This window comes from Planococcus sp. TJ-307, assembly GCF_058268435.1.
Genome location: NZ_JBZDOJ010000003.1, coordinates 133,987 through 158,968 on the forward strand (window position 1 = coordinate 133,987; position 24,982 = coordinate 158,968).

Here is a 24,982-nt window from a genome sequence, read left to right on the forward strand (position 1 = left end):
AATCTTTTAGTCAAGAGCTGATCATTCTCCAATTTTCAATAGCCAATCACGCAATTTTTTCTTCGGGTAGTACACTTTGTTATTGATCATAATATGTGGAACACCGGGATACTCTTTAATTAAAGATTGTGCATCTTCTTTCGAGATTCCAATAAAGTAATGAACTTCATTTTCTTTAATTAGTTCGTGCTCATCCTCCTCATCAAAAGAATCCAAAAAGCTGTCTGCATTTGGATTTTTGAAGTTTTTCAGTCCCTCTCCTATAAAATATCCTGCAACCGCAATCCCTAAGGCTATCCATAACAAGGCATTTCCTCCTCTCACCCAACATAATATTTCTGAATACTTCATTAACTCTGTGCACAGCATATCATATCGCAGCAGGCAAAACAGAAATGTCGGTTAATCTGAACGGCTCAATCACTTCCAGAATCCCAAATCTGGAAGCCAAGTTTGTTTCATTTGAAAACCTGAATTGTGAAGAGGGAACTGCAAAGTATGCTTTAAAAGTTCGGGATCGATTTAGAGAGTAAGCAATACTATAGTTTTTGCCTGTATTTATACCTGCTACTTAGTGAAGACAATTCTTATCCTCAAAAAAATATACCAAAATTATTCGAATTCTGTCATAATGGTAGAATATATAAATTTAAGTAAAAAACATACATTTCCAGTTTTATAAGTTTGCAGATTTTAAAAATAAGGAGGAAGCCGAATGAACAGCCGCAACCGTTTTGGAAGACAGAGATTTACCTTTAGAAGTTTCATTCGCAACCTTCCAGGATTTCGAACCAATACGTTATGGAAGAAAGTTCTGGTTATTCCAGTTTACTTGCTCATTGCACTGATTTTACTCACAGGACTTTTGGGTGGCGGCATCAGCAGCATCGTCAATTTAGTCGTGTTCATTGCCGTTATTATTGCTGTCGTTGCATTATTTAAAGGCAGTTTGCCTCGCTTTAAAATTCCAAACCGGAAAGTGGCTGTTCTCCTTCTTGTCGCTGCTCTTGCGGTAAGCTTCTTCTGGCCAAGTCCAGATCGTGCTGCGGATCCGGCAGTCGAAGTTGAAGCAACAGAGACGGATACTGCCGCTGCTGAAGAAGAGCGATTAAAAGCACAAGAAGCTGATGAAGCAGAAAAAGCGGCTGAGGCGGAAACAGCCGAACAAGTACGTATTGCTAAAGAGAAATCTCAAGCAGAGGAAGAACAAGCGGCTTTAGCACAGGCGAAAGCTGAGGAAGAAGCAAAAGCTGCTGAAGCCGAAGAAGCACGCATTGCTCAAGAAGCCGCTGAAGCCGAAGCTGCAGAGCTTGCCAAAGCTGAAGAAGCAAGGATTGCGCAAGAAACTGCTGAGGCGGAAGCGGCTGAAATTGCCAAGGCGGAAGCAGCGGCAGCCGAACAAGCACGCATTGCGGAAGAAACTGCTGCAGCGGAAGCAACACAAGCCACCTCCTCTAGTTCACTGGAGCACGATCCAGCCGGTCCCGATAAAAACTGTCCAGATTTCTCGACACAGGCTGCTGCCCAAGCATTTATGGAAGCATCCGGACCTGGTGACCCACATGAATTAGACGGAAATGACAAAGATGGTCTTGCCTGCGAGAGCCTCCCTTAATTTTATGGCTTTTGACAGTAAACCAATACTCATCGCTATCTAACTCCTCCCTAAATGGACAACACTGAAAAGTGCTGCCATTTAGGATTTTTTTTTGCATAAACCTGCTGCTTTCTTTGTGGAAGCGAAAATTTCTAAGTCCAATACAAAAGCCGCATGCTGCCATGCGGCTTTTGTGTTGGCTACTCACTTTGCCCAGTTGTGGAAGAAGAAATAGGACACAATGAGCACAATGACAATGATAGAAAGGACGAGCATAGGCACAAAGCCAAAGGTAGCTTCCATTTAAACTCCCCCTCCTTTTACCCTTATCATACTCCATCTTTTTTTAAAAATAAATTAAAATAAACTGTTAATTCAGTTTATTTATAGCGACATTTTATATATTTATAACAACAATTATTTATTGTAAAACGATAAATAATCGTTTATACTAAAATTAATCTTACTCAAACGAGGTGTATAAGCATGAAACGAGAAACTTTATTTTTAAAAATTGTTCTTTTCCTGATGGCTCTGCCAGTAGTCGCTGTGTGTATTTTTGTCGTTCCTCCCATGTCGCGATTTGTCGGGGAAATCATACCGCAATGGTCTTTCTTGCAATACGTCTTTTTAGTTGCCCTATACGGTACAGCGATTGCCTATTTTGCGGCACTGTATCAAGCGATGAAGTTGTTAAGTTATATTGACCAGAACATCGCGTTCTCGGAGAAATCTGTGAAAGCATTAAAGAATATCAAATATTGCGCCCTTATTATTACCGTCCTGTACATGCTATGCTTGCCAATTATTCTGTATACGGCACAAGTTGATGACGCGCCTGGCCTTGGTGGGCTTGGAATGGTTATTACATTCGGCGCTATCGTAATCGCAGTCTTTGCGGCAGTTCTTCAAAAATTATTGGAAAATGCAATTGAAATAAAATCAGAAAATGATCTAACGGTCTGAGGTGAATGAGATGCCAATTATAATCAATATCGACGTGATGCTGGCCAAACGAAAAATGAGTGTGACCGAACTTTCAGAGAGGGTGGGCATCACAATGGCTAACCTATCCATTTTGAAAAATGGCAAAGCAAAAGCGGTTCGGCTATCCACCTTGGAAGCAATCTGCAAAGCGTTGGATTGCCAGCCTGGAGATGTTTTGGAATATCGCCCTGAAGAAGAGGAGCCGTCCTCTTAGCAAGCACTTTTCACTATTTCCATCAATGAATCATTAGTGAGGTGTTCTTAATGAAACTAGCAAAAGGTCCACTGTTTTTTCTGAAATCTATTGTTGTTCTACTGGCCCTTCTAGCACTTGCCTTCTGTATTTTTGCCATACCTGGCATGGCCACAAGAGATGCAGCCGCCCATCCGGAGACAGCCTATCTGCAATATCCTTTCGTGCTGTCTGCCTACTTATTGTTTAGCTTATTTTTTACCGTCCTTTACCAAACCTTTAAACTGCTGGGCTACATTAGCAAAAGCCTGGCATTTTCAAAAGAGGCACTCCAAGCTTTGAAGAAAATCAAATACTGCGCACTCACGCTTACCGCCTTCTTCACAGCAGGATTGATAGTCCTGATTTTTGTCATCGGTGGAGACATCGCAGGCATATTCATGATGAACCTGATCTGCATTATTGCGTCAGCAGCTGTCGGCTCTTTTGCAGGAGTGCTGGAAAAGCTGACAGCCCAAGCAACTCAGCTCAAAGCAGAAAATGAAATGATCATTTAAAACTTTAAAACATAAAAGCCGCTTTCAGGATCTTTATAACGGAAAACAAAAGGCCTTGCAGACTAACCTTAATGGTTAGCCGCAAGGTCTTTTGTCTTCGGTTTTGCTAACCCTGTTTATCTCGGATGCAGGATTCGTTGGTACCGTTATTAGCCATACCCAGTCTTGAACATGATAAAATCTATTTCATCTTAGCACTACAAAAAATGTATAAAAATATGTCATGTTGTGATATAGTCATGTTGTGACATAAAGAAAAGAGGACTCTTATGGATATTCAAAAAATGTTAAAAAAGTATGTACCTATGACGGAAACTGCTTTTTATATCTTATTGTCTTTAAAAATCCCACGCCACGGTTACGGCATTATCAAACATGTTGAGGAAATCACAGCGGGCCGGCTCAGTCTAGGATCAGGAACTGTTTATGGCACTTTGACAAAAATGCAAAAAGACGGTGTCATTGTAGTTTTCGCAGATGAACAACGAAAGACTGTTTACGAAATTACTGATACTGGAAAAAAGTTATTAACGGAAGAAATAAAAAGACTGAGAGAATTACATCAAAATGCATCAACTTTTGAGGAGGACTTTCAATGAAGAAAATATACCGGCCATTTTGGAGTTACGATGTTGCTAAAACAGAGATATGGCTTTCACAAATGGCTCGAAATGGTTTTCTCGTAAAAAAACTAAATCGATGGACACGCTGTTTTTATTTTAATGAAGAAAAGGCAAATGTTCGAACTTACCGAATTGCTTACGATAAATTGAAATCATCCACTATTCCCAAAACGCTGCAAAACGAAGGATGGGAAACTGCTTTTACTACTGGCAAATGGCACGTCACAACAAATAGCCAGCCTGAACAGACGATTAAAAACTCGCCAATTAGAGATGGGATTATTAAACATAACCAAACGATTACATATTTGTTTTTCGGACTCTTATTTTATTTAGCAAGCGTGCTAATTGCACCCATTTCTTTAGCTTACGCTTATCTTTTCACAGATGAATCTATTTTTTTAGAAGACAGCCCTTATTGGGTTGTTACGTATTTGTTCTTCACACTGGTTATTTCACTGATTGTGCTGGGTATTTATTCAATCATTGCAATAACAAATACGAATAAAAGTCTTCGAGATCCACTAGCCATCGAATCCTCTCAAAGAAGCAATAAAATCAATAAGCAAAAAGAACAAGAGCTGAAGCACTCGGGACGTTGGGTGACAAAAATCCGATTAGCTTGGATGTACTCCCCTGACAAGCTGGAACACCGGCTTGAGTCAATGGAGCAGCGTGGATTCAATTTGTACCGCGTCAATCCGCTCGGCACTATTTTTCACTTTACAAAAGGCGAGCCACGCCACATTGCGTATCGAATTGATTACCAACGCCAACCACCTGAGAGTTATTTTTTTATTCATAAAGAAGCTGGATGGCATGACCGCTTTGTTTCTTCATCCAATTTGGAAAACTGGACCATTTGGAGCCAGGAATATAGAGAAGACCAAGAACGGCCACTGCTTTATAGTGATTACCCAACTCGGATCAAACAGGCTAAAAAGATGATTATTACTTACACGGCTCTCTTTTTGCCCTTTACACTGTTGTATATTTACTTCCTAATTAACAGCTTTAACCAACAAACTGAGTTATTCTTAAAGCCTTCATGGGGAACGCTTGTATTTATACTATGCATCGGCATTTACGGATCCTTCATGGTCAAATTATGGACGTATTATATGCGGTTGAAAAAACAGGCGACAGTTGAATAAGATGCTATTTTCATCACGTCTTATCCGGAGGCACTTTTTTAAGAAAAACAAAGACCCATTCACAGCATTTGCTGAAAACCCATCATGGAATAGATAGCACCCACTATCCTAAGGAAGTGGTCACGTGGCACTAACTTATTAATGGGCACCATGATTTGAACAGAACCCGACATGGCTAGCTCATTCCTTTTCTTAAAACTGCTGAAGCTTTTCGGCAGCCTCCTACACTTTACTTTATCGCTCAAAACCGCTGCCGGGACAAAATCCCGACAGCGGCTTTTTATATCTATTCAACCAAGCTTCTGCCCACAATTCGGGCAAAATTTGGCACCTTCATTTTTCTGGCCGCAGTTTGGACAAAACTTCGGTACCGTCTTTTCGCCGCCATCAGATTGGCCGGCTGAATCGTTCGAACCTGAGCCGGCTGTATTTTGCTGATTGCCTGCATTTGATTCTTTCTGGCCATCCATCATTTCTTTGGCAATGTTCATCCCCATCATCATGCCCGCCATGTCGGAAGCCGTGTTGGATCCAGATGATTTGCCCATGGCATCGGCCACTGACATTTGCTGGTACTTCGCCACATCGCCAACCATGCCGTGCGATGCGCTTTTATTAATCATATCCTGGATTTCTTTTGGATAATTAAAGCTCATGACCTGGAAGCCAGTAACTTTCATGCCGTCGTCCATCAGCTGCATGTTCAAGTCGTCCTGGATGCCTTGGCCGATTTCGTGCGCATTGGCCTGCAGATTGAACATGTCTTTTCCTTCTTTGGTGATCCATCTCATCAAGAGTTGATCTAGTATTGCTGTGATACGTATCTTCACATCATCTACAACATAGCTGTTCCGAACACCCGCAATCTTATCAATCAATCCTACATAGTCGCTCACTTTAAACTGGAAGGTGCCGTTTGCACGGATTGGCATGCCACCCGGCAGCTGGGGCGCCGGAATGTTAATCGGATTTTGTGTACCCCATTTAACCGTGAATTCTTTGGTGTTCACAAACAGCACTTCCACGCGCATGCCGCTGTTGAAACCGAATCGGAAGCCTTTCAGTGTTGACAAGAACGGTACAATTTCCGATTCGATGTCGTATTCGCCTTCGTCTTCAAAGATCCCTTCGACTTTGCCATTGTTGATAAAAATAGCATCCTGTCCGGGACGAATAATAAGCCGGCTGCCTTTTTTCACTTCCTTATTGGTCCATTTCCAAAAAATCATATCTTCCCTGAATTCTTCCCATTCCACTACATCTGCAAATTGATTGCTGAAAAAGCCCATCCTGTTCATCCCCTCTTTCGGTTCAATCCGTTTTAGAACTTGCGCCCACCGCCACTAAATGAACGTCCGCCTCCAGTACTTCCACCGCCTCCGAAACCGCCGCCTCCGTTGCTTTTCTTCGGAACTTTGCGGCGTGAAATGGTTTTGTTGCGGAACTGATCGAGCTTGCTGGTCACTTTTGTCTCATTGTCGTCAAAATAAGTGGTGGAGTTTGTTGTTACACGGCCACCCGAGTTATAAAGCATAAAACCGACAATGCCTCCTCCCAGCAGCAATGCAATTGCCAGCTGAAACCAGGTTTTCAGAAAAATGCTTTCCGGGTTAACGCCAGGGCGATAGTCCATATAGCGGCTCGAAGTAGTCACCGTTTCATCGAAAGCGCCCGCATAGTCACCGTCCTGCAGATCGGGAACAATTCGGTCCAACACCAGATTCACACGCTGATTATCCAGCGTTGTTTCCGCCGTTCCAAAACCCGCCAAATATACGTCACGCGTTGCGATGTTCATCGACAGCAGAACGGCGTTTTCCTGATTGTTCGCTTCTGCCCATTCATCATAAAAATCACCCATGTAATCCTGGATGTAAAATACTTCTTCATCCGAAATCGTTAAAAAAAGAAATTCCGTTTCCTGCTCCTCGCTGTAATTTGCTGCGACAGCCTCCAATTCCACTATTTCTGATTCGCTCAGCAAATTGGCATTGTCGTAAATGTGCTGATCCACAGCAGCAGTCGCCGCTGTCCCACCGATGCCAATAAAAACCAGCAGAAAACAAAAAGCCAGCAGCCATTTCACCTGGAATGTTCTCACCAAAGAACACCTCCTACAGCAAACGCTATTGCTTTCATGACCGCAAAAGCTGAAGCGGCAATGCCGGTAAACCAGGCAGCCACTTTAAAAGGGCTGATCGGCGGTTTGCCAACCACTTTCCCTGTCTGCCCGTTCATGGCAAAAGTGTGTTCCTTGTTTTCAAAATCGTAATAAACCATCCATACCGGAAATAAGGTGTAATAGACATTTTTTTTATTCGTTTGGATTTGTTTGTTTGTGTAGCTGACAGTCGAGTAGCCGGAAACGGTGCTGCTTATGTACGAATCAATGTATGGCACAATCTTGGATTCGATCCGTGAAAACAGCGCCTCGTCATCGTAATCGTATTTTTCAGCCAAATAACCTGCCAAGTAAGGCATTCTGAAATCTTTCAGTTCCGCATAATTATAAGGCTCGAGCTTATCCATCAGTTCGTCGTCCATTTTTTCAGAGGCATCTGCAGGCACTTTCAAGTAGCTCAGATCCATTTGTCGGCGCACATCATAAAAATCGGTCTCCGTATAGATGGTATCGCCTCTCGTATAGCTGCGCACCCTCGTCGCAAGTGCTGCCACATCCGCTGTTCCATCAATATCGTACAGCCAAAATGGCACATACATGCCCGTCATTTTCTTGATCCGGTCGCCGCTCGCAAAGCCTCTTGGCGTCAGCCGTCCGTTTTTCGTCCATTTCCGGAAAGCAGCGACTGCTTCTTCTTTACTGATGGTGAAAGGAATTACTTTGGCGGGAGCCAAGTCCCCGCTCAGCCGGTCTGCCAACAGCACTGCTGCTCCGCAAAAACTGCAATGGGTCGCAGTGGTTTCCGCTTCTGTTAAAATGATCGCTCCGCAATTTTCGCAATGGTATTCCTTTGCTTCATCTAGATCAAACTTCCGCAGGATGTTGTTTTCCGGGAATGTCTCGATGTCATCCTGCCTGCCGCAGCTCGGACAGGACAGGTGGCCCGATTCGCTGTCGAACGACATATCCGCACCGCAGTTTGGACATTTATACTGAATGACCATTCCATCTGCCCCCTTTCAGCTTAAAGGAAACTGTCCGTACCAGAGCTGTCATTCATTTTTGCCCAACTGGCTTTTTAACGCTTCTAATTCATCATCTACGTTAATGCCCGATTTCAGCGATTCCAACTCGTCCTCAACAGAAGAGTCGCTGTCGTATTTTGAGGCAAGATCTTTAATATCTGTTCCCGAACTTTTGTTCAGTTCCGACATGGCAATCGCTTCATCCAGCTCCTGGTTGATTTTTTGCTCCATTTTGTCGAAAGCGGAAATCCGCTCGCCGGCTCCATCCACAGAAGAAGCAAAATCGTTCATGCGTTTTTGAGTCTTTGCTACGGATGCTTTACCTTTTAGCTCAGACCGGCGGGATTCCAGTTCGCCAATATCCGATTCCAGCTTGTCATGCATTTGGCGCATTTGCTGCGTATTGGCAGCAGCGAGTTCTACTGCCGTTTGCTTGTCCGTCAGTTTTTCGGAAAGCTCTGCTTTGCGCTGCAGAAATTTCCGTGCATCTTCTTCGTTGCCGGCTTCCAATGCTTTAACCGCATAGCGCTGCATATCGCCAATCTCGCTTTCAAACTCTGCAAGTTCCCGGCGCTCCCGCTTTTCAGCAGCCATAATGGCTGCTGTTTCTGCTTTCACTTTCCCCAAGTCGCTGTTCAAATCACGCAAGTACTGATCAATCATTTTTTCTGGATCTTCTGCCTTGTCTAAAAGCGCGTTAATATTGCTTGTCATGATGTCTTTAAATCGTTTTAAAATTTCCATCATCATTCTCCTCTTTTGTGTGGTTTTTTGGGACTGCGAGCAGCCACTCTTTCTTAATGAAAGAATTACCCTTTACCTGTAGAGATTAAGCATACAAACCAACCAAAATACCAGCTGCTGCGAACAGGAGATGAAAAAAATTCTCCACTTCAGTATATCTTATTGCACGCTTTAAGTAATATTTCATAAAAACTATTCGGTTTGCTGCTCCCATGCTGGCAATGTTTTCGACAAGGCTTTGTCTTCCTTGTATCCGAGAACATATTCCGCTTGCATGATAGTATGAATTTCACGCGTTCCTTCGTAAATGACCGGCGCTTTGGAATTGCGCAAGTAACGGCTGACCGGGTATTCATCCGAATAGCCGTAGGCACCATGGATTTGGAAGGCGTCGTCTGCTGCCTGATTAGCAAAATCACACGCCTGCCATTTTGCTAATGACGTTTCACGCGTGTTGCGTTTGCCTTGGTTTTTCAGTTCGCCGGCGCGGTAAACGAGCAAACGGCTCATCTGAAAACCCGCTTCCATGTTGGCGATCATTTGCTGGACCAGCTGGTGCCGGCCGATTTCTTTGCCGAATGTCTGGCGTTCACGGCAATAGCTGACACTCGCTTCCAGGCACGCCATAATCTGTCCAACCGCTCCGGCAGCAACCGTGAATCGGCCGTTATCGAGCGCCGACATTGCGATTTTGAACCCTTCTCCTTCTTGTCCCAACAAATTCTCCGCCGGAACTTTGAGGTCTTCAAAAAACAGTTCGCCGGTATTGCCTGCTCGGATGCCGTGTTTGCCTTTGATCGCCTTAGAAGAAAAACCTGGCCATGTACGCTCGACAATAAAAGCAGAAATTGCCCCGTGCTTTTGCGACTGCTCGCCCGTATAGGCAAAGACCAGAAAATGATCTGCTACGTCACTCAAGGAAATCCACGTTTTCTGGCCGTTCAGCACATAATGGTCGCCTTTGTTTACAGCTGTCGTCTTCATCGCCGCTACATCTGATCCTGCACCTGGCTCTGTTAATCCGAAAGCGCCGATCCTCTCACCTTTCGCCTGAGGAACGAGGTAGCGTTTCTTTTGCTCTTCTGTTCCCCATTGGAGAATGGTCAAACTGTTTAAACCAGTATGAACAGAAACAGCCGTCCGGAAAGCTGTATCTCCCCGCTCCAACTCTTCACAAACAATCGCCAAAGAATTGTAATCCATACCGCTGCCGCCGTATTTTTCCGGAATGCAAACGCCCATCAGCCCAAGATCAGCAAGCCTGCCATAGATCGCCGGGTCCATTTTGCCAGCACGGTCCCATTCTTCAATAAACGGCATGATTTCTTTATCAACAAAGCTCCGTGTGATGCTGCGCAGCATCTCTTGTTCTTGTGTGAATGAAAAGTCCATTTTGTATCGCCCCTTTCCATTTTGCTTGCTGCAAAAAAAGCCAGCCCAAAAAGACAACAGCAAGACTGCTTGTCTGGATGAACTGGCTTCCATCTACATCTAAAATCTTTGCAGACTTGGCAGTATGTGTTTCTGTTTTCTGTGCTTTTATTTTTGTCATTTTAATAGAGAAAAATCAAGTCAGATCTCAATGTTTAAAGCAAAAGAAAGTGAAGCAAAGGCGTTGCCATCAACCTGAATGGTTTCCTGGCAACGCCCGTTAATCCTGTCTTGTTAATCTTTTCGCCCTTATCTATCTGTTTTGCCCTTCGAGTTTTCTTTTGCTTCTTCCATTTCATCCGTCGTATCTTTGTAATCGGTCGCTTTGTTATCACCGTCTAACGCTTCTTTCGTTTTCTTGACGACTTTATCGATTCCCGACTCTGGAGGAGCCGATTGTTGATCAGGTGATCTGCCTGCTGTACCTTTTCTGGTCATTGCTATTCCTCCATTTAAAAGATTTACTTATTGCTTGTTTACCCCTTGCGCCCAATACTAATCCAAGATAAACAGCGGCAGCCACATTTTATTACATCCTTATGAACTGATCACGGAAGGTTCTGCATAGCAGCAACTGCCGCTGGTCATTTTGCAAATCTTTTTCATGCGTGTAGCTTCTGCGACCAGCTCTTCTACGCTCTGAAACGGTTTGCTGTCATTTCGTACAACCGCAATTGAGATGGCCACCAAAGGAATCGCTTCCATTTCACCCGATCGGTTTTCGCCGTAAACCGCTTGTTGTTCCAGATGCTCTTCTGAGTAAAAATCGAGAATCTCCTTATCAAAGCGAGTAATGACTTCCTCGCACTGGCTTTCGTAATCCAAATGATTCAATAGAACAATAAAATCATCGCCGCCGATATGGCCGATAAAACTATCTCCCGGATTAAAGCACTCTTTTAAAATAGTGGCAGTGGATTGAAGAACTTCGTCCCCTTTTTTAAAGCCGTAGTAGTCGTTATAAGGCTTAAATCGGTCCAAGTCAATGTACATGACCGTGAACTTCTCCTGGTGCCTGAATAGTTGATCCAGTTTTTCGTCAATCGTATAGTTGCCAGGCAAAAAGGTAAGCGGATTTAAATAGCTGGCAGTTTGAGCCTGTATATCTGCTACCTTGAGAAGCAGTTCCTTAATGCTGACTACCCCGTAAACAGCATGCTCTTTTTTAACAATAACATCATCATAGACTTCTTCATTCGGACGGTCCATCGCCAGTTTACTGGCCTCAATAACAGAAACGAAATAATCAACCACCAGTGGAGACTCTTTTGCCAGTAACTCGATAGGTCTTTTCAGATAAAGATTGTAGCCATAGCGTGTCCCCATTTTTTGATAAAAATGGGTCCGGGTAATCAAACCAACAGAATGATCTTTTTTACTCACAACAAGTCCTTGCAGCCCCTGATCCTCATGGAACATGCGATCGATTTGGTCACAAGGTGTATCAAATGGAACACACACTACGTCTTTTGCAATCTCTCCTATATATGCCATTGGCTAGACTCTCCTTTTGCTGATCAGGTAAGTAACCTACTAATCTTTCGCAGCAGCCATTCAGCCAATGCTGCTCGACTCCGTACCCTTCAGACATTAACAGAAAGGCACTTGTCCGCTGACCAATTCCGATTTGGGTTTTCCCAGTGCGTAGCCCTGCCCGAAATGGATCCCTAACTCCTTCAAAAAACTGAGTTCCAAACAATTTTCAATTCCTTCAGCAATAATTTTGGTATTCGATTGTGCAGCAAAATCCAATAAAAGCCCCACCAGTTGCTGTTGAGACGGCTGAATATGAATATCTCGTATCAGGGATTTATCGAGTTTAATGAATTCAGGCTTTAACGAAACAATGGTCTTGAGGCTATTGTACCCTGTTCCTGCGTCATCCACTGCTATCCGAAATCCTTGTTGCCGGTAATTATCTATGATCCTTTCGAATTCTTTGTAATCTGTGACCGATTCTTTTTCGGTTAATTCCAAAACTACCTGGTCGGGAGACAAATTATATTTCTTCAGCAAATCCAGCGTTGTGCCGCTTCGATAAGAACGATCTGTCAGCACTTGCGGCTGGATGTTCAAAAAAATCAAATCGTTTTCATGACTGGTTGTCTTCTTCAATTGTTCTGCATACTTTTTAAGCGATAAATTGCGCAGAAAGCTTTCTATTCGAAAAACATTATTGCTTTTTCCGATGAAACTATAAAATTCTTCCGTCGTTGGAAAAATGGGTGTGCTGTTCGGGCGATTAAGTACTTCGAACCCGATTGTTTCCCCCTCAGCCAATGCCAGAATGGGTTGAAAAGCCGTTTGAAAATTCTCTTGCAGCATAAGTTCTTTTACTTCCCCATCCTTTTTGCTTTCTTCATATATCGCATGTTGGTTTCTCTTTAGGTAGCTTATAAATTCAATGATGCCGGTTAATCTAATGATGTTCAGCCTCCCATACACTTGCGTTAACATTCGTGCCATTTTCCAGTATACGTTAAGGGTTTCTTTTAGATTGTTAAATTATAGTAAAGAATTGGACTCCATTGCATATTAGAGACGGGCAAGCTCCCCAGCAATCAGAATAATTTAGCAACACCTTTGGATTTCTTGCTTTCGCCATCTCAACAATTAAAAAAATAAAAATTATTTGACAACAAACCTAAAAGGATATATGGTTATACACATAAGTATACAACCATATTACCAGAGCGAAATAAGGAGGTGTTTGCAGTGAGCAAAGCGTTTGATTCGAGCAAGCCGATTTTTATGCAGGTCCGCGAGTTGATTGAAGACCAGATAGTCAACGATCAGTTAAAGGACGGCGATCAGGCACCGTCCACCAATCAATTGGTCAGTTTTTACAAAATCAACCATGCGACCGTTTCAAAAGGAATCAATCAGCTGGTGGAAGAAGGAATCTTATTTAAGAAAAGAGGGATTGGGATGTTTGTAGCTGAAGGCGCGAAACAGACATTGATGGGACAGCGGAAAGAAGCATTTGTGGACAATTATGTTAAAAGCCTTGTGCAAGAAGCCAACAAGCTTGGCATTACACAAGCTGAAGTTATTGAACTGATCAAAAACATGAAAGGAAGTGAAATCTAATGGCTGCCAAGATCGAACTAAACAATGTCACAGTAACATTTGGAAAGTTTGAAGCTTTGAAAGATATTTCATTGACACTTGAAGCCGGTAAAATTCACGGATTGATTGGGCGCAACGGTGCCGGCAAGACTACCCTGCTGTCTTTGCTCGCTGCTTTCCGTGAACCATCAGAAGGGCAAGTCGAAGTTGACGGCGAAGCTGTTTTTGAAAACCGAGACAAGATGCAGCAAATTGGGTTTATCTATGAAAAAAACTATGCAGACGAGTATGAAAAGGTTCCGGATATGCTTGGATTTGCTGAACGATATCGCCCCAATTACGACAAAGCATACGCTGACCATCTACTCCATCGCTTTAAACTACCGTTGGATAAACCTGTCAATAAACTATCCAAAGGCATGCAATCCGCATTGAATGTCGTCATTGGGCTCGCTAGCCGAACTCCCATCACGATTTTTGATGAAGCATACCTTGGAATGGATGCCCCGGCCCGTGAAATTTTTTATCAGGAAATTTTAGCAGATCAGGAAAAACATCCGCGGACCTTCATCCTGTCCACACATCTTGTTTCCGAGATGGATTACCTTTTCGATAATGTCATTATTATCAATCAGGGTCGCCTGCTGCTGAATGAAGATTACGAAACCATCTCTGCCCAAGGAGCTTCTATTACGGGAGCGGCCGATCGAGTCGATGCTTTTGTCTCCGGCATGCAACTCTTGAACGAACAAAAACTTGGAGGTACAAAATCTGTGATGGTCTATGGCGCATTGAATGAAAACGATCAGTTCACAGCCCAAAAACAAGGTCTTGAAATTGGACCTGTATCATTGCAGGATTTGTTCATCCACTTAACAGAGGAGGCGCGTTAAAATGAAGCAAGCCAACCTTTATCCAAAAGTTGCTTTCGATCTTTTTTACGAACAATTCAAGTGGGCTATCTGGTTTTTCTCATTTTTAATTGTCGGCCATATCGTCGGGATCATTATTGTGTCAAGAAACAACGACACCATCCAAGAGTTTTTCATTTTTTCCAGCGATTCCGTAGCCATTTTCATGCTGGTTTGCGGCATCATCGCTGCCTATGCTTTCATGGGATACTATGTCCAACAAGGCATTACCCGCAAAGACCTGTATATCGGAACCGTCATCTCTACACTTGTGTTGGCACTGGCGGTCACTCTGGTGCCGCTCGCAGTTACCGGGATTGAATATGTGATATCCAACTTTGTCGAACTGCCGATTGATGCTGATGCTGCTCCTTTATACGATCCAGCATCTGGCTGGTTTTCAGCCGGAGGTGTTTTCTTCCTGAATGCTTTTACCTATTATTTAGTTGGTTGGCTGATTGGCCTAGGCTATTATCGCTTTGGCTGGCTGATCGGTTTCGGTTTTGTCGGCATTGCCATAGCAGCACTTAGCATTAATGGCTATTTCTGGGGAGACGGCGACTTAAGTTCCATTATTCCATGGATTCCGGAATTCCCAGCTAACGCCAGCCCAGTCTTTGCGCTCGCCGGTTCGTTATTGTTGATTGCCGTCCTGTTGGTATCCACAAGAATCTTGATCAAACGCATTTCGATAAAAATGTAAGAGAGAACTAAGGCCTTGCCCTTACCCGATTTGGGTTTTGGCAGGTCTTTTTTATGGAATTCCATCTGTAAAAACTGGAGGAAGTATCATTTAACCTGTTAATATATTAGGATAAGAGAGTGAATTCATTCTCACTTTTCCCCAATCGGAAATAGTCAGCAGTTGGAGGTACCATCATGGAAAAAACTTGGAGTCTTCGTTTAATACGTTTTTCAGCCCTATTCGGCTTGTTCGGCACCTTTCTCGGTTCCCAAATGGCCGGAGAAATGGATTATGCCTTGCGCCCGATTCATGCCCATATCCTGCTCGTCGGCTGGCTGTCGGTGTTTGCTTGGGGAATCTTCTACCGTGTCTACACGATCAAATACAAAAGACTTGTCGCCATTCATAGCGTCATTGCGATGGTCGGTGCTTTTGCATTGACTGGCGGCATGTGGCTGTATAACCTCAATCCATTCAATTGGAACGAAACCTTGGTCATGATCCTGTTTATCGTCGGTGGCAGCATCCTGCTGATAGCATTCCTGCTCTTTGCAGTCATCACATTCCTGACAGAGAAAGATTAGAAAATCCCCTGAAAAAGAGCAACATTCTTTTTCAGGGGATTTCTGTATCGACTATGATTTTAAGGAGCTATTCAACCTGAAACCCTTCCGCAATTGCCTGCAAGATGCCAATCAATTCTTCCGTCACTCTTCTAGGAGATTTTTGGTAGCCATTAGCAGCCCAGTCCAACAACAGCCCGGCAGTTCCGTGAGCCATATACAGCTTGAACTGGGATGAATTGATATCATGGTCACCTGCCGGCGTAAACGTAAATTGCTCGTCCAGCAGTTCAAAGATGGCACGCGGCAAGTCCTGGTGCAATCCCGGTATCGTATCTTCCTTCAAGTAAAGATTAAAAAAAGAACGGTTATCGTAAATGAATGTTACCAATTCAAAGGAATCCGCATCCATCGACTTTGTTGCCACCAGCTTTCCGCGGGCATAACGTTCTCTGCTCGTGCGCTTGGTTTGGCGAAACATCTCCGTCTTCAGCTCTTCCGTAATTTGCTGTTTGTCCACGTAGTAGAGATAAAAAGTTGCTCGGTTGTATTGTGCCCGTTGCACAATGTCCGTCACTGATACATGGCTGAACCCTTTTTCATTGATCAGCTCGGTGAACGCCTGTTTAAACTGGTGCTTTGTCCGTTCAGCTTGCGGTGAAAGACTTTCTTTTTTCTCTCCCATAATTTGCTGCCTCCAGAATCGACATTTTTTACAGAACTGTCGATTTTTTCGACAGTTTCGGATTTTCTACTGATTGAACCCTATTTTGAAAAGGTTTACACTGAATTCGAACCTTGAATTCAGTTTAGCATATCATTCGAAAAGGAGAGATTATTCATGATCAACTACACAGACAAAGTCGTTATCATCACAGGCGGAGGCTCCGGACTTGGGCGTGCAGCCGCACTTTCCATCGCTCAGCTGGGCGGCAAGCTCGTGCTCGTCGATATGAACAAAGAATCGCTCGAGGACAGCAAAAAACAAGTTCTTGCAGCTGCTCCAGAAGCGGAAGTCGAGCTTGTGGAAGCCAATGTAACCAGTGAAGAAGAAGTGAAAAACTACGTACAAATCACCATGGACACCTTCGGGCGAATTGATGGATTCTTCAACAATGCCGGCATCGAAGGCAAACAAAACCTGACTGAAGAATATGGGTCGGACGAATTTGAAAAAGTGGTGAGCGTCAACTTGAATGGCGTCTTTTACGGCATGAAATACGTCTTAAAAGTGATGAAGCAGCAAGGCCACGGCTCGATTGTCAACACGGCATCAGTCGGCGGCATCCGCGGCGTCGGCAATCAGTCAGGCTACGCAGCCAGCAAACATGGCGTTGTCGGATTGACACGCAACTCGGGCATTGAATACGGACAATTTGGCGTCAGCATCAATGCCATTGCACCAGGTGCCATCATGACACCAATGGTCGAAGGTTCCTTGAAGCAAATGGCAGGCGACGACTGGGAGTCTGCAGGCAAGGAATTTGTCAGCGTCAACCCAATGAAGCGCTTCGGCAAGCCGGAAGAAGTGGGCAACCTTGTTGCATTCCTGCTGTCTGATGCAGCCAAATTTATCAATGCTTCCGTGATCCCAATCGATGGCGGACAATCATACAAATACTAATTGCAAAAAAACTTCAAACTGCAGCTCCGATTGAACATAGGAGCTGCAGTTTTTTACTTTTTATTCACAGTAAAAAGCTGTTTAAAAGCGGAAAACCCCTTTTAAACAGCTCCATCTACTAACAAATTCTGAAGCGCCGGCGCATCCTATGGCTAAGCGAGGCAATATCAGGAATAATAATTTATAGGTATAAGCTAATTATTTTATGAATATTACTTGCTCTTTTTCAACAAACTTCTCAAAAAAGACCGCATAATAAAATTGTTAATCGTTGCTGATGCTGGCAAACGTGTAAGTCGTTTCCGACGTGAACTCCTCATCTGCATTGAGGATAGCCGATGGGAAATGGGGATGGCGCAATGAATCCGGAGGGCTTTGTGTTTCAAGGCAAAGTGCCAAATAATCCTCGGCTTGCGTCCCTCGAATCGAATAAGCTCCGCCGATATCGTTCCCTGTATACAGCACCACAGCAGGTTCTGTAGTTTCCACAATCAGCTTTCGGCCGCTTACTGAATCCGTCAGTCGGATGCCGGATTGTTCTGCAGGATTCAACAGGAATGGATGGTCATACCCGTTTCCAGCCAGTTGGGCTTGCGGATGTTCAGCGGATGTTGCTTCCTTGATGCTTCTGCCGCTGCGGAAATCAAACAGCGTATCTTCTGCAACCGGAACGAGCTTGCCCGTTGGCAGCAATTCATTGTCCAATTCCAAATAATGATCACTGTTCAGCGTTAATTCGTGGTCCAAAATGGTCCGCTTGAAATTGCCGCTCAAATTAAAGTACGAGTGGTTGGTGACATTCAATACCGTTGTCTTGTCGGATTTCCCTGAATAGGATATGACCAGCTGATTGCGGTCATTTTTAATTGTATAGCGGACTGTCATGGACAAGTTGCCAGGGAAGCCTTCTTCGCCATCCGGACTGACATACGTAAATTCGACTGCTGCTTCATTTTCAGTTTGGACCACTTTTGAATCCCAAAGAGTAGAATGAAAGCCATTGGCACCTCCATGCAAATGTTGGCCGTTGGAATTTTTAGGTACTTGATAATTTTTCCCTTCAATTGAAAACTCCCCATCTTTGATCCGGCCGGCAAAGCGCCCCACCAATGCTCCGAAGAAATAAGGGGTATTTTCGTACTCTTCAAGCGTATCAAAACCAAGTACGACATTTTCCAGATTCCCATCGCGGTCTGGGCTGATAATTTCAGTAATCACACAGCCATAATCGATGCAGGATATCCGAAACCCTTGATCATTTTCCAATGTGTATAAGTTAATTGGCCGATCGTTTTTGTAATCAAATACTTTTTCGCTGACTTTCATTTTTATTCATCCTTTCCATCTTTCAGTTTCCTAATATATTGTGGAACGCTATTACTTTACTTCAAAGATATCCACCAGCAGCAAGGTGATCGCTCCGATTAACGTAGCATCATCCCCAAGCTTGGACACTTCCACGTTCGTTTGGCTGGCTGCGGGTGTCAGTGCAGAAGTTCTAATCGTTTCCCGTATGGCAGGCAAAATGAACTTTTCGGCTTTTGAAACTCCGCCGCCCAACACAATTTTTTCCGGATTGACGATGTGAATCAAATTGGTCAGACCGACGCCCATCGCTCTGCCGGATTCTTTCAAAATAGCCGCACATTCTTCATTTCCGCTGATGGCCTGTTCATATACATGTTCTGCTGTAAGCAGCTTGCCGTTTGCTTTTCTCGCGATGGCTGGACCGGTAACAAAGGTCTGCAGACATCCCCGGTTTCCGCATTCACACGTTTCCCCGTACAAATCAATAGTCATGTGGCCAATTTCCCCAGCGATGTCCGAAGCGCCGTGGTAAAGCTTGCCGTCGATGATAAGTCCTGCGCCCACACCACTGCCTATATTCACTGCCAGCATGCTCTCCAGTTCCCCGTGATTCCCAAACCAATATTCGCCCAATGCCATGGCCCGTGCATCGTTTTCTACTTTCACTTCCAGGCCAAAAGCTTGTTCCAGCTCTTTTTTGATGGGGATATTGCTCAAACCAAGATTTGGTGCGTACAACGAAGTGCCTGTTTCAACTTCCACCACACCGTGCATGGCAACACCAATACCTACGACTTGTTTATCAGTTTCCAGCACTTCTTTAATGGAACTTTTTAATGCGACGATAAACTCTTGGTTGGTGATTGGCAGCTCTAACGTGGTTTTTGATCTTTTAAGCACATTTCCTGCAAGATCGGCCACAATGCATTCAATGCTTTCCGGACCTGCATCCACGCCGATGATGGTAAATGCCTGATGGTTGATCATGAGCATTGTCGGTTTCCGTCCACCTTGCGACTGGCCAATATCGCTTTCTTCAACGATTTTTTCATCCAGTAATTCTTTTACGTTGCTGCTGACGGTTGGCGGTGTCAAGTTTGTTTCGCGGGCAATTTGTGCTCTCGATATGGGTCCATCTTTTCTTATTTTATTGAGGATAATCGATTTGTTCATCGACTTCATCCATTTAAAGGTGCCTTGGCGCATCCGAATCCCTCCGTTTATCGGGCTCGTACAGTTTGTAACTGCTTTGAGCTCCAGTAGTTAATAGTTTAACAAAATTCATTAGATCTTTGTTAATTAAATTAACTTATAAGTTTGAGGAGAATGGATCCGCCTAGTGCTGTATTTTTTCAGCCATAGAAAAACACCTTGTTGCCGAGAAGTGAGTGTTCGTAGGCTCACTCTTCAACGAAAGGTGTTTCTCTTCCTTCATTAAGCTAAATCCTTTTTTAATGTTTCACTTGCCATCATTGATTTTCTTAATCTCGGTTAAATCACATTTTGGCTTGCGGTGATACGTCAACAGCCCGTTAATTTCTTGTTCCACATCGGTCAACTGCGTGTAGCAAAAACCTTGGACTACTGAAGAATCAAGCAAAGCTTTCGTGTTTGCTCGATAAGCTTCAATTAGTTCTTCGCCGCCCTGAACGGCTGAATAACCCCATCCATTTTCCTGATCGATTTCTTTCGTGTCGTAGGCGATTCCACCGTATTCCGTGATTAGAATAGGTTCTCCTCTGTATCCAAAGCCTTCTGCATAAATCGGACGGTCTGCGGGTGTAGCCGAAACCGCGCTTTCGACAGTTTGGTAAGCTTCCGCCATCTTGTCAGGAGACTGGTAATTATGGATGCCGCATAAATCCGAAACCGTGTGTTCCCAGCCTTCGTTTGAACAAACGGGACGGGTTGAATCAAGAGATTTTGTTAAATAGTACATAGCAAGTGAATGATGCTGCTGCTGTTTCTCTCTAGCTACGCGGGAAATCCCCCAGCTTTCGTTTAATGGTACCCAAACCACCAAGCTTGGGTGGCTGTAATCACGTTTCACGGCTTCTATCCACTCTGCTGAAATCCGTTCTACAGCATCTTCGCTGTATTCTGCGCAGTTTGCCATTTCGCCCCATACAAGGTAGCCAAGCTGATCTGCCCAGTATAAAAATCGTGGGTCTTCCACTTTCTGATGCTTGCGCGCGCCGTTGAAGCCCATTTCCTTGGCAAGCACAATGTCCTGCTTTAACGCATCGTCCGATTCTGCCGTCAACAGACCGCCTGGAAAATAACCTTGATCCAGAACGAGCTTTTGGTAATAAGGTTTGTTGTTCAGCATAAACGTGCCATTTTCAATGGATACTTTCCGCATTCCAAAGTAACTGGTTATGGTGTCGACAGCTTTCCCATCCGCAATCAATTCCACTTGAGCATCGAATAGGTTTGGATGCTCCGGGCTCCAATACCAGCCCGGTCCGTGAATATTGCTTCTATCCGGGAAGCGTCCGCGGATGTTCACGCTGCGTTTAATATGCGGCTGAAAAACGGTCATATCTTCGCTAAAAACCGGTTCTCCCTGGAACGAAACAGTTATTCGCAGTTTCGTATTTCCGACTGAAATTCCAGCAAGTTCTGTTTCAAACTCAATATCGCCGCGATCTATTTCCGGTGTCCAGCGCAAACTTTTAATCGACGTTTCAGCTACGGGTTCCAGCCAAACCGTTTGCCAGATTCCGGTCGTCCGCGTATAAAAGATTGAAGCCGATTCTTCGTGCCAATACTGTTTGCCGCGGGGAATGGTCGTATCTTCGGAAGGATCTTCCACTCTGACGGTCAGATTGTTCTTACCTGCTACCAGCAAGTCGGTAACATCAGCAGAAAAAGGAACATTTCCACCTTGGTGATAAGTCGCTTTTTCTCCGTTGACATATACCCATGCCCGGTAGTCAACCGCACCAAAGTTCACTTGAATTCTTTTGTCTTGCCACTCTTCCGGCACTGAAAATGTCCGGTTGTACCAAACCACTTCATGAAAAGAAGGGTCTCCAATGCCGCTGTTTTCAGTCTGGTAGGCAAATGGTACTTTTATGGTCTGTCCTGCCGGGAAGTTCTGGTACCATTTTTCCTTTAATCCGATCTCTGCGTCGTCAAAAGAAAAATTCCACTCTCCGTTCAGATTCAACCAGTCCTCTCGTTGAAATTGCGGTCTCGGGTATTCTGTTTGTAAGTTTGCCATAGGTTTGCGCTACCTCCATCACTTATTTAATGCCTGACTGTGTAATGCCTTTGATCAGTTGTTTCTGTCCAATTAAAAAGACAATTAAAATTGGGATGGTGGCAATCGTTGTTAATGCCATCAGTTTCCCATAAGAAGAAGTAAAACTTCCTTGTTGCATGATGGCAATACCGGTTGTGATCGTTCTCATGTCCGGCGAGTTTGTAGCCACTAATGGCCATAAGAAATCATTGTAAATCCCCATGAAAGAGAAAATCGCTAATGTCCAAATGATTGGTTTTGCAGAAGGAATAACGATTTTAATGAAAATCTGCCATTTGTTTGCTCCATCCAATTTTGCTGCTTCTTCCAATTCTTTTGGAAATGATTTAAAGAATTGATAAAGCAAAAAGACACCGAATGCATTAGCCGTATAAGGAAAAATCAATACAGCATAGGTGTTCAATAACCCAAAGTTGCTGAATTGCATATACATCGGAAGAAACGTGATGACAAACGGAATCATCAATGTACTAATAAACAATGGGAACAGGAATTTTTTGAAAGGAACATCCAAACGTGCCAAGCCATACGCAGCTAGCGCATCAATCGCAACGATGATTGCTGTTCCTGCTATTCCAGCAAACAAGGAGTTAAACATCCATCTGAATATCGGAACATCTACGCCTTCACCCGTCAGCGTATACAGGTAGTTTTCAAAAGTGAAATTTTCTGGGATCCAGTTTAATCCTCCAGCGATTGCTTCAAAATCATTTTTAAAAGAAGTGGAAATCATCCAAACAAGAGGAATGAGAAACAAAAATCCTATTACCGAGGCAAGTACGATCAGCCCAATTTGCTTTCCATTCTTTTTCATCAGCTTTCCCCTCCTTGTTTGCGGTTGGCGATTTTAAATTGAATAACGGAAATGACAATCATGATCAAGGACATAAGCAAAGCCATCGCTGATGCTACACCGAGTTCACGTTCCTCAAAAGCGAGGTTGACAATTCCCATTAGCAGCACTTCAGTCGAGTCTCCGGGCCCGCCTCGTGTCATTAAGTAAGGCTGTCCAAAGACATTGAACGATGCAATGGTTGACGTAATAATAACGAATAGCATAATCGGCCGGATCGTCGGCAAAGTAATGTGGATAAACTTCTGCCAAGCACTTGCGCCGTCAATGGCACCAGCTTCATACAGTTCTTCCGGCACTTCATTTAACGCGTTAATGAAAATAATCATATTAAAGCCTAGCGTCCACCAAATCGTAGCCCCGATAAGGGAAATCCACGCAAACGGCTGCTTTGTCAGCCATGGAATTGCATCAAAGCCCAAATTCATTAAATACATATTCAGCAAACCGGAATTCGTATCAAGTATCCACAGGAAAATAATGGACACTACTGAAACCGATATAGCATAAGGAATAAAATAAATCGTACGGAAGAGGGTTCTGATTTTTCCGGGTAGGCTGTTTAACAACAACGCCAGCCCTAAACCAATCGCTACCAGCAAGGGCACTGAAAAGATAACAAACTTGAGGGTATTTCCCAGGCCTTCGAAGAATAACGAATTCATTGCGGAATCTGGATTGAAAATAGTTGCGTAGTTCTCTAAACCGATAAATGGCTGCACACTCGACAGTAAATTATAATCGTGCAAACTGATGTAGATACCATATACTAGCGGGATAAAAAGAAAAGCTAAAAACAACAGTAAATAAGGCAATACAAACAGGAAGGATGTGAATTTGGAGAGTTTGTCTTTTTTTGCTTTTTTCGCAGGCAACTTTGCTTCTTTCATCGCTTTCTCACCTCATTCTGGATAACTTCGTACAGCTCAAAAAAGAAAAAGTAAGCAGTGCAGACTCCACCTGCTTACTTTTTAAATTGTTATTCTAGTGCATTGGCAGCTTTTTGCTGTGCTTCTTCCAGTGCCTCTGTTGCATCTTTTTGTCCTAAAAGCACTTCATTGACTGCTTCCATTAATGGACCTGTTGCTTGTCCCCAGTTTTCCACATCCGGACCAAACTTAACATAGTCAAACTGTTTTGCTACTTCTGGAGATTGTGCGTTTACTTCCTGGAACTCGTCGCCTTCATACACTGCTTTTGAAGCCGGTGCCTGGCCGGACTCTGCCCAAGCCAACGCATTGTCTCCTACATAACCTAAGAAGTTCGTAATTCCGTCCAGCTTCTCTTCGTCCACACTTTCAGGAACTACAAAATTGTGCGAGTTTGCATAAACGCCTTCTTGTTCTGTTCCCAATTGCGGTACGGGTGCTACACCGTAATTAAGGCCTGAATCTTCCCATTGCTTCATCATCCATGGGCCATTCATGTGCATGCCGCTTCTTCCTTGCAAGAACATCGTCACTTCTCCATCTTGTTGTACGTCGCTAGGAGAAACTGCATATTCATCAATTAAAGAACGTTCAAATTCTAAGGCTTCTACAACTGCATCCGAAGTAAATTGAACTTCTCCATCCGCATATAACTCCCCGCCATTTTGGAAAACAATCGTTGGGAAGATAAATTCTTGCGGCCATAAAGTTGGGACAACATAGCCGTATTGATTTTCGTCTTCATTTGTCAATGCCTGTGCATATTCGATAAATTCTTCACGATTCGTTGGCGGCTGTTCTGGATCTAATCCAGCTGCTTCAAACATATCTTTGTTCCAATAGAAAAGTAGTGGGTGTATGTCTAAAGGTACGCCGTAAAGTGTGCCATCTACGGAAGCGCCTTCAATTCCATTTGGGTGATACTCATCCTCTGAAATCTCATCGCCCATTAAATCGCCAAGGTCTCTTATAATGTCTTTTTCAGCATAGGTAAATATTTGGTCTCCATGCATAACCATTACATCCGGCATATTCGATTCTCCGTTAACAGCTAAGTCAACCGTTCTGTAATATTCACTTTGCGGAACAATTTGGAAATTCACTGTGTAATCTTCTTGTGATTCGTTATAGCTATCAACAATTTCTTTCATATAAGGACCATCTGGACCTGAAAAGGGTGCCCATAATGTGATTTCTGAGCTGTCTCCAGAACCTCCGGAATCTCCGCCTTCTTCAACTACACCGCTGTTTCCGCTGCACGCTGTCAATAAAACTGCTGAACAAGTTACTGCTAAAGCACTCCATCGTTTATTCGTCTTCTTCATTTCCCCACTCCCTT

The 24,982-nt window shown here is 43.8% G+C and carries 27 protein-coding genes; 11 read left to right on the plus strand and 16 right to left on the minus strand.

Annotated elements, in window-relative coordinates:
• Positions 1–21: 21 nt before the first annotated feature.
• The gene (locus AC4EHK_RS12285) at positions 22–351 is read right to left on the minus strand and encodes a DNA-binding protein (protein WP_490979076.1); all 330 of its coding nucleotides are present in this window, start codon (positions 349–351) and stop codon (positions 22–24) included.
• A gap of 364 nt (positions 352–715) precedes the next feature.
• Between AC4EHK_RS12285 and AC4EHK_RS12290 the strand changes: the two genes are divergently transcribed.
• The 6 genes from AC4EHK_RS12290 to AC4EHK_RS12315 all read left to right on the plus strand — a co-directional run bounded on the left by AC4EHK_RS12290 (position 716) and on the right by AC4EHK_RS12315 (position 5,111).
• Entirely contained in the window at positions 716–1,615 is a 900-nt protein-coding gene (locus tag AC4EHK_RS12290) for an excalibur calcium-binding domain-containing protein (RefSeq protein WP_490979077.1), read from the plus strand.
• A 468-nt stretch (positions 1,616–2,083) separates the two neighbouring features.
• Positions 2,084–2,563 carry a DUF2975 domain-containing protein gene (locus AC4EHK_RS12295; RefSeq protein ID WP_490979078.1) on the plus strand — a complete coding sequence of 160 codons (480 nt, stop codon included), beginning with the start codon at positions 2,084–2,086 and terminating at the stop codon, positions 2,561–2,563.
• Between the two features lie 10 nt (positions 2,564–2,573).
• Positions 2,574–2,798, plus strand: a complete 225-nt coding sequence (locus AC4EHK_RS12300; protein ID WP_490979079.1) for a helix-turn-helix domain-containing protein — start codon at positions 2,574–2,576, stop codon at positions 2,796–2,798.
• A 50-nt stretch (positions 2,799–2,848) separates the two neighbouring features.
• Complete coding sequence (locus AC4EHK_RS12305; RefSeq protein WP_490979080.1) at positions 2,849–3,334, plus strand: DUF2975 domain-containing protein; 486 nt, start codon at positions 2,849–2,851, stop codon at positions 3,332–3,334.
• Between the two features lie 269 nt (positions 3,335–3,603).
• On the plus strand, positions 3,604–3,933 hold the full coding sequence (locus AC4EHK_RS12310) for a PadR family transcriptional regulator (RefSeq protein ID WP_490979081.1): 330 nt from the start codon (positions 3,604–3,606) through the stop codon (positions 3,931–3,933).
• Positions 3,930–5,111, plus strand: coding sequence for a DUF2812 domain-containing protein (locus AC4EHK_RS12315; protein ID WP_490979082.1), 1,182 nt, complete (start codon positions 3,930–3,932; stop codon positions 5,109–5,111). The genes AC4EHK_RS12310 and AC4EHK_RS12315 overlap by 4 nt, the downstream gene beginning before the upstream one ends.
• 290 nt (positions 5,112–5,401) lie before the next feature.
• Here the strand turns inward: AC4EHK_RS12315 and AC4EHK_RS12320 are convergent, their stop codons facing one another.
• The 8 genes from AC4EHK_RS12320 to AC4EHK_RS12355 all read right to left on the minus strand — a co-directional run bounded on the left by AC4EHK_RS12320 (position 5,402) and on the right by AC4EHK_RS12355 (position 12,890).
• Positions 5,402–6,400: an SPFH domain-containing protein gene (locus AC4EHK_RS12320; protein ID WP_490979083.1), complete on the minus strand. Its 999-nt coding sequence runs from the start codon at positions 6,398–6,400 to the stop codon at positions 5,402–5,404.
• 32 nt (positions 6,401–6,432) lie between these two features.
• Positions 6,433–7,212, minus strand: a complete 780-nt coding sequence (locus AC4EHK_RS12325; protein ID WP_490979084.1) for a TPM domain-containing protein — start codon at positions 7,210–7,212, stop codon at positions 6,433–6,435.
• Complete coding sequence (locus AC4EHK_RS12330) at positions 7,209–8,237, minus strand: TFIIB-type zinc ribbon-containing protein (protein WP_490979085.1); 1,029 nt, start codon at positions 8,235–8,237, stop codon at positions 7,209–7,211. The genes AC4EHK_RS12325 and AC4EHK_RS12330 overlap by 4 nt, the downstream gene beginning before the upstream one ends.
• Positions 8,238–8,285: 48 nt before the next feature.
• Positions 8,286–9,002 carry a PspA/IM30 family protein gene (locus AC4EHK_RS12335; RefSeq protein WP_490979358.1) on the minus strand — a complete coding sequence of 239 codons (717 nt, stop codon included), beginning with the start codon at positions 9,000–9,002 and terminating at the stop codon, positions 8,286–8,288.
• A gap of 192 nt (positions 9,003–9,194) precedes the next feature.
• A complete protein-coding gene (locus AC4EHK_RS12340; protein WP_490979086.1) occupies positions 9,195–10,394 on the minus strand; it encodes an acyl-CoA dehydrogenase family protein in 1,200 nt (399 codons plus the stop codon).
• A 288-nt stretch (positions 10,395–10,682) separates the two neighbouring features.
• A complete protein-coding gene (locus AC4EHK_RS12345) occupies positions 10,683–10,871 on the minus strand; it encodes a hypothetical protein (protein WP_490979087.1) in 189 nt (62 codons plus the stop codon).
• 99 nt (positions 10,872–10,970) lie between these two features.
• Positions 10,971–11,927: a diguanylate cyclase domain-containing protein gene (locus AC4EHK_RS12350; RefSeq protein WP_490979088.1), complete on the minus strand. Its 957-nt coding sequence runs from the start codon at positions 11,925–11,927 to the stop codon at positions 10,971–10,973.
• Between the two features lie 96 nt (positions 11,928–12,023).
• Positions 12,024–12,890, minus strand: a complete 867-nt coding sequence (locus tag AC4EHK_RS12355; RefSeq protein WP_490979089.1) for an EAL domain-containing protein — start codon at positions 12,888–12,890, stop codon at positions 12,024–12,026.
• Positions 12,891–13,148: 258 nt separating this feature from the next.
• On the opposite strand from AC4EHK_RS12355, the gene AC4EHK_RS12360 reads away from it, so the two are divergent.
• The 4 genes from AC4EHK_RS12360 (at position 13,149) to AC4EHK_RS12375 (ending at position 15,682) form a co-directional block, all read left to right on the plus strand.
• A complete protein-coding gene (locus tag AC4EHK_RS12360; RefSeq protein WP_490979090.1) occupies positions 13,149–13,523 on the plus strand; it encodes a GntR family transcriptional regulator in 375 nt (124 codons plus the stop codon).
• Positions 13,523–14,395 carry an ABC transporter ATP-binding protein gene (locus AC4EHK_RS12365; protein ID WP_490979091.1) on the plus strand — a complete coding sequence of 291 codons (873 nt, stop codon included), beginning with the start codon at positions 13,523–13,525 and terminating at the stop codon, positions 14,393–14,395. Before AC4EHK_RS12360 ends, AC4EHK_RS12365 begins: the two co-directional genes overlap by 1 nt.
• 1 nt (position 14,396) lies before the next feature.
• Positions 14,397–15,116 (plus strand): hypothetical protein, encoded by a 720-nt coding sequence (locus AC4EHK_RS12370; protein ID WP_490979092.1) that lies wholly within the window; start codon positions 14,397–14,399, stop codon positions 15,114–15,116.
• A 176-nt stretch (positions 15,117–15,292) separates the two neighbouring features.
• Positions 15,293–15,682: a hypothetical protein gene (locus tag AC4EHK_RS12375; RefSeq protein ID WP_490979093.1), complete on the plus strand. Its 390-nt coding sequence runs from the start codon at positions 15,293–15,295 to the stop codon at positions 15,680–15,682.
• A 67-nt stretch (positions 15,683–15,749) separates the two neighbouring features.
• Here AC4EHK_RS12375 and AC4EHK_RS12380 read toward each other — a convergent pair whose 3' ends face one another.
• Entirely contained in the window at positions 15,750–16,346 is a 597-nt protein-coding gene (locus AC4EHK_RS12380; RefSeq protein WP_490979094.1) for a TetR/AcrR family transcriptional regulator, read from the minus strand.
• Between the two features lie 156 nt (positions 16,347–16,502).
• Here AC4EHK_RS12380 and AC4EHK_RS12385 point away from each other — a divergent pair, with 156 nt between their 5' ends.
• A complete protein-coding gene (locus tag AC4EHK_RS12385; RefSeq protein WP_490979095.1) occupies positions 16,503–17,285 on the plus strand; it encodes an SDR family oxidoreductase in 783 nt (260 codons plus the stop codon).
• Positions 17,286–17,549: 264 nt separating this feature from the next.
• Here AC4EHK_RS12385 and AC4EHK_RS12390 read toward each other — a convergent pair whose 3' ends face one another.
• The 6 genes from AC4EHK_RS12390 to AC4EHK_RS12415 all read right to left on the minus strand — a co-directional run bounded on the left by AC4EHK_RS12390 (position 17,550) and on the right by AC4EHK_RS12415 (position 24,968).
• Positions 17,550–18,611 (minus strand): aldose epimerase family protein, encoded by a 1,062-nt coding sequence (locus AC4EHK_RS12390; RefSeq protein ID WP_490979096.1) that lies wholly within the window; start codon positions 18,609–18,611, stop codon positions 17,550–17,552.
• A gap of 51 nt (positions 18,612–18,662) precedes the next feature.
• Positions 18,663–19,799, minus strand: a complete 1,137-nt coding sequence (locus tag AC4EHK_RS12395) for an ROK family protein (protein WP_490979097.1) — start codon at positions 19,797–19,799, stop codon at positions 18,663–18,665.
• A 253-nt stretch (positions 19,800–20,052) separates the two neighbouring features.
• Positions 20,053–21,819: a glycoside hydrolase family 2 protein gene (locus tag AC4EHK_RS12400; protein WP_490979098.1), complete on the minus strand. Its 1,767-nt coding sequence runs from the start codon at positions 21,817–21,819 to the stop codon at positions 20,053–20,055.
• Positions 21,820–21,841: 22 nt separating this feature from the next.
• Positions 21,842–22,675 carry a carbohydrate ABC transporter permease gene (locus tag AC4EHK_RS12405; protein WP_490979099.1) on the minus strand — a complete coding sequence of 278 codons (834 nt, stop codon included), beginning with the start codon at positions 22,673–22,675 and terminating at the stop codon, positions 21,842–21,844.
• Positions 22,675–23,604, minus strand: coding sequence for a carbohydrate ABC transporter permease (locus AC4EHK_RS12410; protein ID WP_490979100.1), 930 nt, complete (start codon positions 23,602–23,604; stop codon positions 22,675–22,677). The genes AC4EHK_RS12405 and AC4EHK_RS12410 overlap by 1 nt, the downstream gene beginning before the upstream one ends.
• An 89-nt stretch (positions 23,605–23,693) precedes the next feature.
• Positions 23,694–24,968 carry an ABC transporter substrate-binding protein gene (locus AC4EHK_RS12415; RefSeq protein WP_490979101.1) on the minus strand — a complete coding sequence of 425 codons (1,275 nt, stop codon included), beginning with the start codon at positions 24,966–24,968 and terminating at the stop codon, positions 23,694–23,696.
• Between the last annotated feature and the right edge of the window lie 14 nt (positions 24,969–24,982).

Coding starts and splice junctions, on each gene's coding strand:
- AC4EHK_RS12380 (WP_490979094.1), bottom strand. CDS start 16,346: ATGGGAGAGAAAAAAGAAAGTCTTTCACCGCAAGCTGAACGGACAAAG.
- AC4EHK_RS12330 (WP_490979085.1), bottom strand. CDS start 8,237: ATGGTCATTCAGTATAAATGTCCAAACTGCGGTGCGGATATGTCGTTC.
- AC4EHK_RS12310 (WP_490979081.1), top strand. CDS start 3,604: ATGGATATTCAAAAAATGTTAAAAAAGTATGTACCTATGACGGAAACT.
- AC4EHK_RS12405 (WP_490979099.1), bottom strand. CDS start 22,675: ATGAAAAAGAATGGAAAGCAAATTGGGCTGATCGTACTTGCCTCGGTA.
- AC4EHK_RS12315 (WP_490979082.1), top strand. CDS start 3,930: ATGAAGAAAATATACCGGCCATTTTGGAGTTACGATGTTGCTAAAACA.
- AC4EHK_RS12335 (WP_490979358.1), bottom strand. CDS start 9,002: ATGGAAATTTTAAAACGATTTAAAGACATCATGACAAGCAATATTAAC.
- AC4EHK_RS12295 (WP_490979078.1), top strand. CDS start 2,084: ATGAAACGAGAAACTTTATTTTTAAAAATTGTTCTTTTCCTGATGGCT.
- AC4EHK_RS12385 (WP_490979095.1), top strand. CDS start 16,503: ATGATCAACTACACAGACAAAGTCGTTATCATCACAGGCGGAGGCTCC.
- AC4EHK_RS12400 (WP_490979098.1), bottom strand. CDS start 21,819: ATGGCAAACTTACAAACAGAATACCCGAGACCGCAATTTCAACGAGAG.
- AC4EHK_RS12370 (WP_490979092.1), top strand. CDS start 14,397: ATGAAGCAAGCCAACCTTTATCCAAAAGTTGCTTTCGATCTTTTTTAC.
- AC4EHK_RS12300 (WP_490979079.1), top strand. CDS start 2,574: ATGCCAATTATAATCAATATCGACGTGATGCTGGCCAAACGAAAAATG.
- AC4EHK_RS12410 (WP_490979100.1), bottom strand. CDS start 23,604: ATGAAAGAAGCAAAGTTGCCTGCGAAAAAAGCAAAAAAAGACAAACTC.
- AC4EHK_RS12375 (WP_490979093.1), top strand. CDS start 15,293: ATGGAAAAAACTTGGAGTCTTCGTTTAATACGTTTTTCAGCCCTATTC.
- AC4EHK_RS12320 (WP_490979083.1), bottom strand. CDS start 6,400: ATGGGCTTTTTCAGCAATCAATTTGCAGATGTAGTGGAATGGGAAGAA.
- AC4EHK_RS12290 (WP_490979077.1), top strand. CDS start 716: ATGAACAGCCGCAACCGTTTTGGAAGACAGAGATTTACCTTTAGAAGT.
- AC4EHK_RS12415 (WP_490979101.1), bottom strand. CDS start 24,968: ATGAAGAAGACGAATAAACGATGGAGTGCTTTAGCAGTAACTTGTTCA.
- AC4EHK_RS12390 (WP_490979096.1), bottom strand. CDS start 18,611: ATGAAAGTCAGCGAAAAAGTATTTGATTACAAAAACGATCGGCCAATT.
- AC4EHK_RS12365 (WP_490979091.1), top strand. CDS start 13,523: ATGGCTGCCAAGATCGAACTAAACAATGTCACAGTAACATTTGGAAAG.
- AC4EHK_RS12305 (WP_490979080.1), top strand. CDS start 2,849: ATGAAACTAGCAAAAGGTCCACTGTTTTTTCTGAAATCTATTGTTGTT.
- AC4EHK_RS12350 (WP_490979088.1), bottom strand. CDS start 11,927: ATGGCATATATAGGAGAGATTGCAAAAGACGTAGTGTGTGTTCCATTT.
- AC4EHK_RS12345 (WP_490979087.1), bottom strand. CDS start 10,871: ATGACCAGAAAAGGTACAGCAGGCAGATCACCTGATCAACAATCGGCT.
- AC4EHK_RS12395 (WP_490979097.1), bottom strand. CDS start 19,799: ATGCGCCAAGGCACCTTTAAATGGATGAAGTCGATGAACAAATCGATT.
- AC4EHK_RS12355 (WP_490979089.1), bottom strand. CDS start 12,890: ATGTTAACGCAAGTGTATGGGAGGCTGAACATCATTAGATTAACCGGC.
- AC4EHK_RS12285 (WP_490979076.1), bottom strand. CDS start 351: ATGAAGTATTCAGAAATATTATGTTGGGTGAGAGGAGGAAATGCCTTG.
- AC4EHK_RS12340 (WP_490979086.1), bottom strand. CDS start 10,394: ATGGACTTTTCATTCACACAAGAACAAGAGATGCTGCGCAGCATCACA.